General features: G+C 39.1%; 11 protein-coding genes, 9 tRNA genes and 1 pseudogene. 2 read left to right on the top strand and 19 right to left on the bottom strand.

Features of this window, described 5'->3' with window-relative positions; genetic code table 11:
- Positions 1-24: 24 nt before the first annotated feature.
- The 4 genes and pseudogenes from O3617_RS04375 to rpsD form a co-directional block, all read right to left on the bottom strand.
- Positions 25-1,722, bottom strand: a complete 1,698-nt coding sequence (locus tag O3617_RS04375) for a ShlB/FhaC/HecB family hemolysin secretion/activation protein (protein WP_371448867.1) — start codon at positions 1,720-1,722, stop codon at positions 25-27.
- A 165-nt stretch (positions 1,723-1,887) separates the two neighbouring features.
- Positions 1,888-2,013, bottom strand: a pseudogene (locus O3617_RS04370) (helix-turn-helix domain-containing protein); the annotation flags it as partial.
- Between the two features lie 95 nt (positions 2,014-2,108).
- Complete coding sequence (locus tag O3617_RS04365; RefSeq protein ID WP_371448866.1) at positions 2,109-2,867, bottom strand: PDZ domain-containing protein; 759 nt, start codon at positions 2,865-2,867, stop codon at positions 2,109-2,111.
- An 81-nt stretch (positions 2,868-2,948) separates the two neighbouring features.
- Positions 2,949-3,536, bottom strand: a complete 588-nt coding sequence (gene rpsD, locus O3617_RS04360; protein WP_371448864.1) for a 30S ribosomal protein S4 — start codon at positions 3,534-3,536, stop codon at positions 2,949-2,951.
- Positions 3,537-3,869: 333 nt separating this feature from the next.
- Between rpsD and O3617_RS04355 the strand changes: the two genes are divergently transcribed.
- Positions 3,870-4,769 (top strand): LysR family transcriptional regulator, encoded by a 900-nt coding sequence (locus O3617_RS04355; protein ID WP_371448862.1) that lies wholly within the window; start codon positions 3,870-3,872, stop codon positions 4,767-4,769.
- Positions 4,770-4,782: 13 nt separating this feature from the next.
- Positions 4,783-5,106: a YnfA family protein gene (locus tag O3617_RS04350; RefSeq protein WP_371448861.1), complete on the top strand. Its 324-nt coding sequence runs from the start codon at positions 4,783-4,785 to the stop codon at positions 5,104-5,106.
- A gap of 126 nt (positions 5,107-5,232) precedes the next feature.
- On the opposite strand, the gene O3617_RS04345 is transcribed toward O3617_RS04350, so the two are convergent.
- From O3617_RS04345 to O3617_RS04275, 15 genes are all read right to left on the bottom strand, one after another.
- Positions 5,233-5,308: transfer RNA gene (locus tag O3617_RS04345), tRNA-Val, on the bottom strand.
- Positions 5,309-5,311: 3 nt separating this feature from the next.
- Positions 5,312-5,386 (bottom strand) — tRNA-Glu (locus tag O3617_RS04340).
- Between the two features lie 12 nt (positions 5,387-5,398).
- Positions 5,399-5,474, bottom strand: a tRNA-Asn gene (locus tag O3617_RS04335).
- A 7-nt stretch (positions 5,475-5,481) separates the two neighbouring features.
- Positions 5,482-5,556: transfer RNA gene (locus O3617_RS04330), tRNA-Gly, on the bottom strand.
- A 3-nt stretch (positions 5,557-5,559) separates the two neighbouring features.
- Positions 5,560-5,635, bottom strand: a tRNA-Val gene (locus tag O3617_RS04325).
- A 4-nt stretch (positions 5,636-5,639) separates the two neighbouring features.
- Positions 5,640-5,714 (bottom strand) — tRNA-Glu (locus tag O3617_RS04320).
- Between the two features lie 5 nt (positions 5,715-5,719).
- A tRNA-Lys gene (locus O3617_RS04315) sits at positions 5,720-5,795 on the bottom strand.
- A 5-nt stretch (positions 5,796-5,800) separates the two neighbouring features.
- Positions 5,801-5,876 (bottom strand) — tRNA-Asn (locus O3617_RS04310).
- A gap of 5 nt (positions 5,877-5,881) precedes the next feature.
- Positions 5,882-5,956 (bottom strand) — tRNA-Gly (locus tag O3617_RS04305).
- Positions 5,957-6,222: 266 nt separating this feature from the next.
- The gene (locus tag O3617_RS04300; protein ID WP_371448860.1) at positions 6,223-7,326 is read right to left on the bottom strand and encodes a nicotinate-nucleotide--dimethylbenzimidazole phosphoribosyltransferase; all 1,104 of its coding nucleotides are present in this window, start codon (positions 7,324-7,326) and stop codon (positions 6,223-6,225) included.
- Entirely contained in the window at positions 7,323-8,360 is a 1,038-nt protein-coding gene (locus O3617_RS04295) for a nicotinate-nucleotide--dimethylbenzimidazole phosphoribosyltransferase (protein WP_371448858.1), read from the bottom strand. Before O3617_RS04295 ends, O3617_RS04300 begins: the two co-directional genes overlap by 4 nt.
- 11 nt (positions 8,361-8,371) lie before the next feature.
- Positions 8,372-9,259, bottom strand: coding sequence for a prephenate dehydrogenase (locus O3617_RS04290; protein WP_371448857.1), 888 nt, complete (start codon positions 9,257-9,259; stop codon positions 8,372-8,374).
- Between the two features lie 62 nt (positions 9,260-9,321).
- Positions 9,322-10,668: an MATE family efflux transporter gene (locus O3617_RS04285; protein WP_371448855.1), complete on the bottom strand. Its 1,347-nt coding sequence runs from the start codon at positions 10,666-10,668 to the stop codon at positions 9,322-9,324.
- Between the two features lie 35 nt (positions 10,669-10,703).
- The gene (locus O3617_RS04280; RefSeq protein ID WP_371448853.1) at positions 10,704-11,423 is read right to left on the bottom strand and encodes a LemA family protein; all 720 of its coding nucleotides are present in this window, start codon (positions 11,421-11,423) and stop codon (positions 10,704-10,706) included.
- A 1-nt stretch (position 11,424) separates the two neighbouring features.
- Positions 11,425-13,257, bottom strand: coding sequence for an MAG1210 family protein (locus O3617_RS04275; protein WP_371448851.1), 1,833 nt, complete (start codon positions 13,255-13,257; stop codon positions 11,425-11,427).
- Positions 13,258-13,344: the final 87 nt, after the last annotated feature.

The following is a 13,344-nucleotide window of genomic DNA, read 5'->3' as shown; positions in this document are numbered from 1 at the left end:
TATATAGTCATAATTATATAGAGATTAGAATCTATACCCTATAGTAAATCCGCTATAAAACTTTTTCGTATGAAATCCTTGCGGTTTATATAAAGGGGTACTTACAAATGCATCGACCATGAGCCCTGATGCATAGTTACCACGTATACCTAATGCTGTACCAGCAATACTTTTTCCAACTAATGATTCCGTACTTTTACCATATACAGCCCCTACATCAATGCCAAAATATACTTCCGTATTAAGGCGAGGAATAACAGATGATACTTCATTACGTACATACCAACCACTATCGCCCATAAGTGTATATTCGCCATCGAAGCCATAGATACTATATCGGTTACCAATATTGATAGTATCTACACTATACACTCTCTTACCGCCTTGTACCCATTGTCCATGGAATGAAGAGGTGAAGGATGCTGGTCGATGGCCCATAATAAATGGTTTTCGATAATCTACATCTACAAGCCACATATGATATCTTGAGGTAGGCCCACCCATAGCAACAGAGGCCTTATGTTCAGCCTGTGCGCCAAGTGCGCCTATCCCCCACTGGAATCCTAAACGAGAGTATAACGTAGCATTTCCAATATATGTACGATTGGAAACACCAAGCTCCATTGAAGTGGTACGTAATGCTTGCACAGGTAGTTCCATATCATTGATAAAGCGATGATTATGCCGTGTGCTAATAGAAATATCAAATGCCCGTTTTTCACGTTGTGTACGTGACCAAACATGATTCCATTTTGCCTTGATAGTACTGGACTTACCACTATATGTGAAATCATAGGGATTAGATTGAATAGTTTGATGGTATCTTGATTTGGAAAAACTAACACTAAACGTATCTTTACCATGTGGTATCACATAATTAAGACTGGCTGCGCGAGTTCCTTTTATACTGCCTGCACCGCTTAAATCACCTGACAATGACATGGTTAACGTATCATTAGCTCTAAAAGCTTGGTCTAACGATGCAGTAAAGCTACCTTGATATACACCTGTTGATTCAAGACCACTATTATCGATACTAATTGATCCGTGTACTGGTTTCTCTTGTTTAATCGATAGCTCTATAATAGAAGTACCAACAGATGTACCTGGAAGTAGCTGCATTGTTACCGATTGAGATGATACACGTTTCATCTGCTCCAAGCCTTGTTCTACATCTCGGATATTAAGAATATCTCCTGGATGCACAGGAAATGCCGTTCGCCAAGGGCCGTGAGCCGAAGAATCACTATATCTCACATCTTCCACTCGTCCCGGTAGAACCATAAACTGCAACGTGCCAGAATTTACATTTTGTTCAGGAATATATACTTGTGAGGTAACGAAACCTCTATCTAGCAACTTACGTTGAAGGGAATTACGTATATTAGTAATATCTGCTACTGTTACTATTCTTTGCTCATTTTTACGTGCAATCTTATGTAAGAACGTAAATTCCTTAGGTACACCATCTAACTGAATATGATGAATAAAAAAAGACGCACCATTCTGATCTGAAGGTACGTCTATAGGTGCCGGTTTGCTAACAACGGTTTCAACGCGCTCAGTATCTAAGCGAAGGTTCCGTTCCTGTTGAACTTCTCGGTCTTGTTGTAATTGTTCTTGCTGTGCCATAGGCATAATCGGATTCTCTGCATATGCCTCAAAAGGCATAGATGCACCCAATACACCTAGGCTAAGAAGAACTAAGCGTTTTATCTTCACAAAACTCTCCTAAATACATACTCTAACAACACCAATCATGATTAAATCATAATTTTTTCTATCAACAGAATAACATAGTTAAAGTTTTTTTTGTAAATAGTTTTGTTTTATTAAAATATTTTAATTTCCTAGAGTAATCAAACATTTGTGACAAATACTTATACCTCAGGATTCATAAAGTACTCTGTTATATTTACTACTATACAATCGAAGTGAATCGATAGTCCCTTCGAAATGCTTTACCCAACGTTGTACTTGTTGTCTACTAGTATGATAACGACGTGCAACTTCATTGTAACAGAGTTCCTTCTCATTTTTATTTACTTGTCACAAATGCATTATACTCTTACAAATTTAGTTTTTATAAAGCTTATATATATCCACTTTTATTCAAACATGCCTGTTTGAGGATTCCAATAAGCGGTCTCTATGACTATATCTTTTTCTAAGCCACTATCAGTAATTATAGTTACAGTCTCAGTTTCTTTCTTACCAATATCATTTGAGATATTAAAAGTATTAAGGTCTTTTTCAAAGTTAACTTTTTGTCCATTAATCTTTACAACTACATCTCCTATTTTTAATCCCGCTTTTTCAGCAGGACCATGGGGATTAATTTTTTCTATCTGATAGCCCTTCTTGCCTTTTTCACGACTCAAGGTGTATCCATTTGTATAACCGCCATCAAAGTGAAGTTTGATTTTATTTAAAATGATTGCCTCTGATTCATTAGTACTAGTTATTTGATCATCAAACTTACCTTTATTAGGATTATATAGCTCAGTACTTTCAAAATAAGATACTTTCACACCTACACGATTTAATGGTGTAGATATAGAAAAATATGTATCCCGATTTGTCTTAACTGAATCTTCACCAAATAATCCAACTCTTAGTTTTTTAGTTGACTTAAAAACAATCGTTTCATAGCTACTACTGCCCATTTGAAATGAGCTACCATGATTAGGAATAAGACTAACGGTTGAATTTGGGTGCCTCAACTCGCGATTAGCTAAAATATACGATTTAACGTCCATTACTGTAGCATTATTAATGGTAACAGTTTCAGCCATTACCGTAGTTGCAGCAAAGGACACTAATAAACCAGTACATAACCCCCATTTTTTCAATCTTGATAATATCATAACCAACCCTCTTAAAAATAATATAATACAACATATACAAAAATACCCGCAGTGCATAGCACTGCGGGCAATAGCGCCAAATTATTTGGAGTACAATTCGACGATAAGTGTTTCGTTAACTTCGATAGGAAGTTCTTCACGTTGAGGAAGACGAGTGAAAGTGCCTTTGAAGCCTTCTAAGTCTTTTTCAATGTAAGGAAGTTCGAAAGAACGAAGCTCTTGGAAATTAGTTTTGAACATTTCGTTGTCGCGGGAAGCTTCACGAAGTTCAATAACGTCACCTGGTTTGCAGGAGTAGGATGGAATGTCTACACGACGACCATTTACCAAAATGTGGCCATGGTTTACCATTTGACGTGCTTGACGAATGGAGTTACCGAAGCCGATGCGATATACAAGGTTATCAAGACGTTGTTCCAAAAGGATCAACATGTTTTCACCTGTAACACCTTGCATTTTTTTCGCTTTATCATAATAGCGTACGAACTGGCGTTCTAGCAAGTTGTAGTAAGCTTTAACTTTTTGTTTTTCTAATAATTGTGTGCCATACTCAGACATTTTTTTCTGACGTTGGTCTTTTTTGACGCGATTCAAGGCTTTTGCGTGACCGAATACGTTCACACCAAAGCGACGACAAAGTTTGAATCGAGCCTCTCTTCTCGTTGCCATGTGATTATCACCTCATAAATTAATATATACTTGTACCATGACATAAAGGTACCTAGTAATAATATCATTACTTATGACCCTATGTCAATTAGTTCTACCCATAAACTGCATGTGCCAAATGTATTCTTTCACCATACTATTTATCATTAATTTTACTCACCTATCAGTGTATTACAAACGAAATTTCTTATAAAAGAACCGCTCTATATCTATTCTAATTAATTCATCGCCTTTTATAGATTTAGATGAAAAAATACTTATAGTGTGCTACAATACAATTAATATAGGTAATAAGTAGTAATGTGAGGTTTTTAATATAATCGGAGTACCGAAATGAAAGAATTACCAACCATGCAAGAGCTACAAAGTTTTATTACATATAATAAAACAGGTAGCTTTACACTAGCAGCACAAACGATGAATATCACCCAATCTGCTTTCAGTGCGCAAATGAAAAAATTAGAACGTCTTGTAGGCGTTAAATTAATTTCTCGCTCCACCCGCGGTAGTCGTTTGACACCAGAAGGGGAACTATTTTTGCCGGAAGCAGAACTTGTATTGGATACATTGGAGAGAGCCATACAATCCATCCGTTTAGCTAGCAAGGTTGAACGCCCAATCCTAAACATCGGCGTTCTTCGTAGCCTCGGCGACATTCGCCTCAATGGATATGTATCGCATTTCTTTGAAAACCATCCTGAATTTTCTGTATCTATTTACGATATGGAAGAAGAAGAGTTATTGCTCGATTTACGAGAAAATCGTATCGATATTGCTCTTCTCTATTTACCAAATAATAAGGACATGTCCTTATATGAATCAAAAGCGCTACGGGAAGATGAATTTGTATATTATGCGCCTAAATTAATCAATCAAGTTAAGGAAGCGACTTTAAAATCAATTCAACAATTCCCACTTTTAATGTATCCACCTAAATATTTTATGTACCGTACATTAAAAGCATATGTAGGTAATGGTCAACAAAATCTACACATCCGCGGTAGCCGCTTATCTAATCCATACACAATGATTGATTATTGCGGTAAGAATGAATCTGGTTGCATCGTAGCACGTCAAATCCTCGATGCCCTCAACATCACTACTGGCTATTTACCATTAGAAAAACCATTTAAGTTACAAGTATGTTTCGCATACAAGAAAAATAATTCAAAAACGGAAACGATGCATACATTTATGGACTATGTCCATCAGGAATCCCCTGCTAAATTATAAGAGCGAGGTTATTATGCTCTTATCTATTTTCTTTTTTATCTTAGCGGGCTTAGCCGAAATCGGTGGCGGTTATTTAGTATGGCTCTATATGCGCGATGATAAAAGCCCTGTATATTTACTGGCTGGTGCCATCATCCTATTTTTATATGGCATCATCCCTACATTTCAACCAGAGGCCAGCTTCGGCAAGGTCTACGCTGCATACGGTGGCGTATTTATCGCCCTCTCCATTCTATGGGGTTGGCTTATCGATGGATTACGTCCCGACATCTATGATATCATCGGCGGTCTAGTTTGCCTTTTAGGCGTATATATCATCATGTATGCACCGAGATAAATCAATATACAATAATTATAATAACCATTCTGAAAGCGACACATAGTGTCGCTTTTTGTATTTGTACTGCACACGCCGGTGTTCATAACACAAAAAAGCAGTTATCCGAAGATAACTGCTTTAGCGTGGTGGACGATGACAGGATCGAACTGCCGACATCCTGCTTGTAAGGCAGGCGCTCTCCCAGCTGAGCTAATCGTCCATGTGGTGACCCGTCCGGGAATCGAACCCGGGATACCGCCGTGAAAGGGCGGTGTCTTAACCGCTTGACCAACGGGCCATGATATGAAATTGGCTCCCCGAGTAGGACTCGAACCTACGACCGATCGGTTAACAGCCGATTGCTCTACCGACTGAGCTATCGAGGAACATTAGTGGAGCGGGAAACGAGATTCGAACTCGCGACCCCCGCCTTGGCAAGGCGGTGCTCTACCGCTGAGCTATTCCCGCATATGGTGGACGATGACAGGATCGAACTGCCGACATCCTGCTTGTAAGGCAGGCGCTCTCCCAGCTGAGCTAATCGTCCATATTGGTGACCCGTCCGGGAATCGAACCCGGGATACCGCCGTGAAAGGGCGGTGTCTTAACCGCTTGACCAACGGGCCAAAGTTGGTGACTCACCCGCGACTCGAACGCGGGACACCCTGATTAAAAGTCAGGTGCTCTGCCAACTGAGCTAGTGAGTCATGAATGGCTCCCCGAGTAGGACTCGAACCTACGACCGATCGGTTAACAGCCGATTGCTCTACCAACTGAGCTATCGAGGAATGTATGGAGCGGGAAACGAGATTCGAACTCGCGACCCCCGCCTTGGCAAGGCGGTGCTCTACCGCTGAGCTATTCCCGCATACAGAACCGATAATTACTATATCATAATTACCTTCTGTTAGTCAAGAACTAAACCAGGTCAGTTCTGACTGCCTTATAATAATATCAATTTACACATATAGTGTCAATGGTTTTTCAATGAATTTCCTATAAAAATAATACGAAATCTATATGATACAAATCTACGTAATTTACAACAAACATATAAAAGAGGACTTTCAAATATATAGTTCCATTACTATTTCTTAAGTAAAGGAACTATATATCATGAAGTCCTCTCTATCATTATTTAATATCTTCTTGTCTACCTTTACCGGCACCATCCTCAGCGGCACGAACCTCTGCTTCTACGAATGTTTTCATGTCATTTAACATATGCATAGATGCATCTACGATAGATAGCCCCATTGTAGAGCCTAAGCCTTCATCGATTTGTAAATCATAATGTAATGGAGGTTTTACATCTAAAAAACGACATTGTTCCTTATGAATAGGATCATCGTAAACAGCGGATGAGAAAACATAGTCTTTCACCAATGGTTCCATCGTCACTGCTGCGAGTACAGCAGCACCAGTTAGTGCATTATCGTATACCACAGCCATACGATGGCTAGCAGCACCTAAGATAAAGCCTGTTAAAAAAGCAATATCGAGGCCACCTACTACATGAAGCAAACGCAATACAGCAGTGCGGCGGTCGCTTTCAGATAAAACAGACCAATCATCTACAGCAATATCAAATGGATCCACAAACGAATGGATGTGTGTAGCACGCTGTGCAATGGTAGGTCCATTATCAGATTCTGTCAATAAAGTCTCGTACGATGCGCCTGTAATGGTAGCGGTCGTAACCAACGCATCAAGGAATGTGCGTTCACCTATATTACCTAAGGCCACCACTTGTAGGCCTGCTTCATGCAATGTATCCGCATAACCAAAGCCCATTTCAAGAGCCTGTTCCAATTCATCATGACTAATAGAAGGTTCTACGCCAAAGAAGTGGGACCCATTACGAATAACTCGAGAATCAATATTTGCCAAATGATTTGTATCTTGTTCTAAGCCAATATTAACAACGTAAACCGGTGCTTGTAATTTAAATGCCGCCCCTTGCGTAGCACTCATGCCTTCATTAAATCGTTTTATTGCATTTAAACTAGTATGCCCATGTTCAACATTTTGAGGACCGTCCACAAGATGGTCTGCTCCTACAATAAGAACACCATATTTTAAATGATTTGGTTTAGGATTCGCCAATACGCCTGCAAATCGTTCAGCTATCGTTTCGAGCATAGCCAGGCTATAAATAGGTTTGGTTAAATTATCAATGCGATACCGGCATGTTTCCATCGCTTTCGTATCTAATGGTTGAATGTTAAAAGCTCTCATGCCTTACCTCCTGTGACAGACTTATACATATGAACTGCAAGGTCAAGCATCCCCATTTGAACGGAACCACCAGAGGCTTCTCCTAAGCAAAGACCTAAGTCCACATAGGCTTCTAATCCAAGATTTTGCAATGAAGATTTAGCCGCTTTTTCTGCAGATAAATGAGAGGCCATAACGTAATCCATGGAGGCGGGAACCAATGTTTTAGCCACCAGTGCACAAGCAGATGTATTAAAGCCATCGATGATGACCATACCATGATGAGCAGCTGCCCCCAAAATAACACCTACAATACATGTAAATTCAAAGCCCCCTACGGCAGCCAAAATACCAATGGCATCATCCTTTGGGATATCCTTATATTTAACCAATACATCATGAACGATGCGTTGTTTTAATTTAAGGCGCTCATCTGAAATATTCGTACCTCGCCCCGTTGCCTCTTCTGCAGTGAGGCCCGCAAACTTGGCCGTCATAAGTGCACTAGCTGTCGTGTTGGAAATACCCATTTCACCTACAAGAAACACATTATATCCGTCAGACATCTTTTCTTGAACCAATTTAATGCCCGTTTCAATACCTTCGATTGCTTGTTCACGCGTCATGGCCGGTTCTTCTACAAAATTCTTTGTCCCCATCCCCAATTTGTGAGAACGCAGTCCAGGTACCCAACTCATATCCGCATCAATGCCCATGTCAATGACTTCCATTGTAGCACCACAATAATTGGCTAAGGAATTGGCACCAGCCCCTTTGGGAATTAAGTAATTTTGCGTCATACCAACAGTCGTTTCCTTTGGATAGGCACTAACCCCCATATCGGCCACACCGTGATCGGCAGAGGCAATGATCATGCAAGGTTTTGGAATTGTCACATTCTCTTGATTTGTAGCCGCCCCATATTGAGCCACCATATTGACGAGACGTCCATATTGCTTAATATCTGACGCATCATTCCAATTCTTAATAATATGTTGTTCAATCTCTTTACTACGACTGTGAATTGCGTCGCAGGTTTCTTGTAGTAACCCCATAACAACTCCTCTTAATTATTCTTAATTTGTCCCGTTAAGTACGGTAATTTATTTCGAACGGCTCGGCTTCTAGTTAAATAGTCTTCTAAGGCTTGACCTTCGTCTTCTTGTGAAAGTATTTCTTTTACCCGACGAATTTCATCTTCCATTTTAGATAAGCCTTCTAATACATTATGGCGATTACCATAAATGATTTCACGCCACATGGATGGTAAACCACCAGCTACACGCGTACAATCACGGAATCCACCTGCGGATAAGCGCATACGCAATTCACCGAGCTCATCGCCACCAGATACTTGAGTTAACATAGCTGCCATCAGATGTGGCATATGGCTAACCATCGCTAAATACGCATCATGAGCATATACATCGACAAATTCGATACGAGAACCAACGGCGCGCCCCATATCAGCCAATTCTTTGGCCACCTCTGCATTATACACATCAGATGCCTTATCCTCTAAGACAATCCACCCCATGCCTTTAAACAGGTTTTTATGAGATACTTCATAGCCGCCCTTTTCAGATCCCGCCATAGGATGAACAGATACAAAAAAGGTCCCCTTTGGAATAGATTCATACACGGCGCGTACAAAATGTTCCTTTGCACTGGATACATCTGTTACCACCTGACCTGGTTTAAACAGATGTGCCACCTCTGTAAAAAGTCGAGCATTAGTATCTGGCGGCAACGAAAACACTACGATATCCGAGTGCTCAATGAGTGGCTCTACCTCGGTCCAAGCTTGGGATACTACCCCATCTTGTAATGCTGCATCACATACCTCTTGTCGGCGTGCATACCCTACTACATCATAATCTGTATAGGCTTTCAAAGCCTTTGCCAACGAACCACCCAACAAACCTAATCCAATTATACCTACGGTTTTACTCATATAAACCTACTTTCACAAACGTTCCTATATCTCCAATATAGAAACACAAACAAACTATACCACTACACCTCAATAAGGCGTTTTTCTTTCCATTTTCCGCTATACCAGCGATAGATAAACAATACACCACGTAAAATCTCATCAGCAGCCATAGCAATCCATATGCCTACAAGGCCCCATCCCCAATAAATACCCAATAGGTACGATAATGGCACAGCACATAACCACATGCCAAAGATACCAACGAGCATTGGGGTACGAATATCACCTGCAGCCTGTAAACAACCGACCATAACGATATTTACAGCCCGTCCTAGTTCAAGGAAGATTTCAACCAAGAGTACATTATGGGCTAAGGATAAAATCTCAGGATCCGTTGTAAATACAGATAAAACCGTATCACTTGTTATATAAAAGAACGTTGCCAATCCTACATTGATAGCGATAGCTAAAAACATAGAATGCCATACGCGATTTGTCACCTCATCTTGCCGTTTAGCGCCCATCAAGAATCCTACGATAACTTGCGATGCATTCGATAAGGCTATGGTATACACATAACACAACATAGCGATGACATATACATAAACCTTCGTATTAATCACAGTTAACCCTAGAATGTTGACCATCTTCATAATCGTCGTTTGCGATAATTGATAGCTCAATGTTTCGCCGCCGGATGGCACGCTAATATGGAGCAAGGATTTAACCGTATGCCAAGGAAAGGGTCTTAAATAAGACGTACTAACCCTCAATTGCAACAAGGTCTTGAACAGATATACGATGATAAGAAGGCCAATAACCTTTGAAAGCCACGTAGAAATAGATACACCGAGTACGCCAAGACTCGGTATCGGGCCATGCCCGAAGATTAGGATATAGTTTGTTCCTACATGGATAATATTCATAACGAGTGCCACATACATGGTGATACGCGTCAATGAATGGCCTCTAAATACGGCAACCAATGCATAGTACATGGCCTGTATTGGTAATCCCGCTGCTACAATGGTCGTATACAGCGATGTATCCCCCATCGTTTCTGGTGGTATGCCAAGCCATGTAAAAATCCATTCATGACAAGTAATAAAAAACACCGCTGCCACAGAGGAGAATGCAAAGTTTAGCACTAAACTAACGGTACAAACCTCTGATAACTTCGACTGATTGCGAGCGCCCAAGTATTGAGCAATTAATATAGTTGTAGCCGTGCTCATAACTACGATGAGCATGATAAAAATATTTAAAATCTGATTTGCATTAGCTACAGCGGCTACCGCCTGTGGCGAGTAATGACTCATCATCAGTTGGTCGATATTGCCGACGAGCATTTGCAGGAATACTTCGATAAATATAGGCCAGCTTAAGGTCCAAATAGACAAGCTAATGCCTTTTTCATATGTTTTCATAGTATCCCCTTTTTATGACTACCAAATGTTATGAACTAAAAGAAAACACCTTTTGCCTTTTCTTTAGTTTCTTGATCTGCTATGAATGGAATTCTTGTGGTTCTACCTTCCTTAGCAGCTACAATTTTTTTGAATGGGAAATCGAATATTTCTCGATTCCAAGTATTTACCGCATCATTATACAACGTTCTAGCTGCAGTAATTTCTTTTTGCAAATATGAATTTTGTTGCATTGCATCGCGAATTGTATCTTGGCTTTGCAATTCTGGATAATTTTCTATAGCTACATTTAATGCTCTCGTCGCTTTATTAAGCTGAGCATTTACATCACTTCTAGATTCTTCACTAAAATTACCACTTCTATATTTTGCAATATCTACAAGAATATCTTTATCTACTTCAATAGATTTTTCTACGAGTTTAGCCGCATTAGAAAGAATGACAACTCGTTGTTCCATATAGTTATCAATTTCGGATGCTGCATTTTGAATTCGTTGTTCCATCATATTAAATTCGGAACTAATTTGTTTTAATCTCCACCAAGGATAAACAAGTACAACCACACCTATAACAGATATGAGGTACTTGTCTATCACTATCCCTAAAACGATGGCAATTACACCGATAGCCATAAGGATGGTGGGAATCAGTTTTTCAAAACCACTTGTTTCTACAGGAATCACCTTAGCAATAACATGTACATCTCTGCCTTGAGACATAATCTCAGGATTCATTTCGTCAAGTTGATTAGCCATTTTACTTACCTCCATTTTGTTCATAAATCGTATGTAATAAGTCTACGAGAGACTGATTATCTTTATAGAGTTTCCCTACCATAAAATGTCCATAGGCAAAGGAACCATTTTTGTTATTTTCGGATCGTTGGTAATGATTCAATTCTTTAACACGCTTGAAGTCATCGTCAACTGTATCTACTTCTGCTACTTCAATAAGTTCATGCTTTGTAACCGGCACATACTCATTCCACTTAACTGGTACATAATAGGTTCTACCATTACCTGCTGTAACAGGAACCTCATCCACATGCTCAATAGTCCTATACGAATAAGCATCTACCTTAATAATTTCCGAATCTGCCTCTTTTTTATAGTGACTCGTTTTTAGCAATGTTTTTACATTACTTCTCTGCGTTGCATCAGGAGGAATAAATAACCCAAGGTTCATCTTATTCGCGAGCATTTCTGTAATGTAATCATTATATTTAAAATCGTAAGATTTCTTATAAATATAATCAGTAGAAGCCATTTGTTGATATACAGGAATTGCTAAGACTGGCAAAAATGAAAAATACATATGCTCAAAATAGCTACAGTTAAAATTAATGAATTTCTCTTTAATCTTTTCAAAGGAGAAATCATAGTATTGTGATGGTACGGTATCGAAATTCCAATCCATAGAGTTATCAGTTAAAATTTCATTGATTTTACATTGTTTATTGAAAACAAAGTCATCACCATAGGGAGAATTCTCAAAAATATCTTTGTAATTACTTTGTGCTAATGGGGTGAATAACACGCGGAACTCGACCTCATTATTTCGGTCTAATGCATTAAATTGTGCATCGAACTCTTCATTTGCCAAGGCCTGAAAGTTTCCACCATCTTCTAAGGCATCTTCACTTTTCTTTCTAAGCCCTGCAATGCGTTTTGCCAGTTGAATCTTCGCACCTCCAAAATTAAATAAACCTTTTTCTGGTGGTCTTCTATGGAATATTAAATTCGGTGCTGCATGATTACCATATACCAAGGATATTCTATCCGCATAATATGGACCAGGTCGTTTTAACGTGGCACGAAGTGTTTCACTTACATCTCTAGTTTTTGTATTGCCATCAGAATCTATATATTCCTCTGTATAGACGACCTCACGAGTACCTTCATATGTATAATCATCAATCCAATGGATAATACGCTTAATAAACACAAAAGGATTTCCTAAAATATCTCCGGAAGTAATATCCAATGTAGAGCGATTTACATCATCTTTTTCTAAAAAGCCATAATCTTTAACGAGCTGTTCATAACGCTCCATATTAAAATTGGAATCTAGATGGATAAAGGGAATCGACTTTTTGATGAGTTCTGCGGTCATCTCACTATGAAACAACTCATTCAACGGTTGCATCATTTCGTACCCTTCGTCACGCATTTGACTTAGCGTTGCATCTAAATCATTCAGTTTCTCTTCGAGGCTCTTACGATTAGGTCGAATCCAATATACATACAGCCCTATGCATAAGGCTATAATAGCGATACATATAACGATGGATAGAATATCCATTTGCGGTTGTGAAAACTGATACACACCATAAATAAGTGCGCCTATGCCCACAATGGAATCGATAATTCGTACAATACCAAACCGTTTATATGTACTGTTAGACTGATTTCGATTCTCCGAAACATTCGTATACTTATCGATTAAGTCTTTATTTTTATTAATATCAACCTGTGATTGATTTACCAAATCTTGAAAATAATCTTCTGTAATACCTTGGAATGTATCCTTAAGACTTTCTCTGTAATACTTTAGTGGTTCTAGTAATGCTTCATTATATTCATTCGACACGTTACTCTACCCCTCTATCTTATGGCTGTAATAGTTAAAATACGTCTAGCAGGTACTATACCTATGTTTAATTATAAATAACTTAAA

The organism is Veillonella sp. 27098_8_77 (genome assembly GCF_041431535.1).
Lineage (GTDB): Bacteria > Bacillota > Negativicutes > Veillonellales > Veillonellaceae > Veillonella.
This window is presented reverse-complemented; position numbering and strand designations above follow the sequence as displayed.

Coding starts and splice junctions, on each gene's coding strand:
- O3617_RS04365 (WP_371448866.1), bottom strand. CDS start 2,867: ATGATATTATCAAGATTGAAAAAATGGGGGTTATGTACTGGTTTATTA.
- rpsD (WP_371448864.1), bottom strand. CDS start 3,536: ATGGCAACGAGAAGAGAGGCTCGATTCAAACTTTGTCGTCGCTTTGGT.
- O3617_RS04355 (WP_371448862.1), top strand. CDS start 3,870: ATGAAAGAATTACCAACCATGCAAGAGCTACAAAGTTTTATTACATAT.
- O3617_RS04350 (WP_371448861.1), top strand. CDS start 4,783: ATGCTCTTATCTATTTTCTTTTTTATCTTAGCGGGCTTAGCCGAAATC.
- O3617_RS04300 (WP_371448860.1), bottom strand. CDS start 7,326: ATGAGAGCTTTTAACATTCAACCATTAGATACGAAAGCGATGGAAACA.
- O3617_RS04295 (WP_371448858.1), bottom strand. CDS start 8,360: ATGGGGTTACTACAAGAAACCTGCGACGCAATTCACAGTCGTAGTAAA.
- O3617_RS04290 (WP_371448857.1), bottom strand. CDS start 9,259: ATGAGTAAAACCGTAGGTATAATTGGATTAGGTTTGTTGGGTGGTTCG.
- O3617_RS04285 (WP_371448855.1), bottom strand. CDS start 10,668: ATGAAAACATATGAAAAAGGCATTAGCTTGTCTATTTGGACCTTAAGC.
- O3617_RS04280 (WP_371448853.1), bottom strand. CDS start 11,423: ATGGCTAATCAACTTGACGAAATGAATCCTGAGATTATGTCTCAAGGC.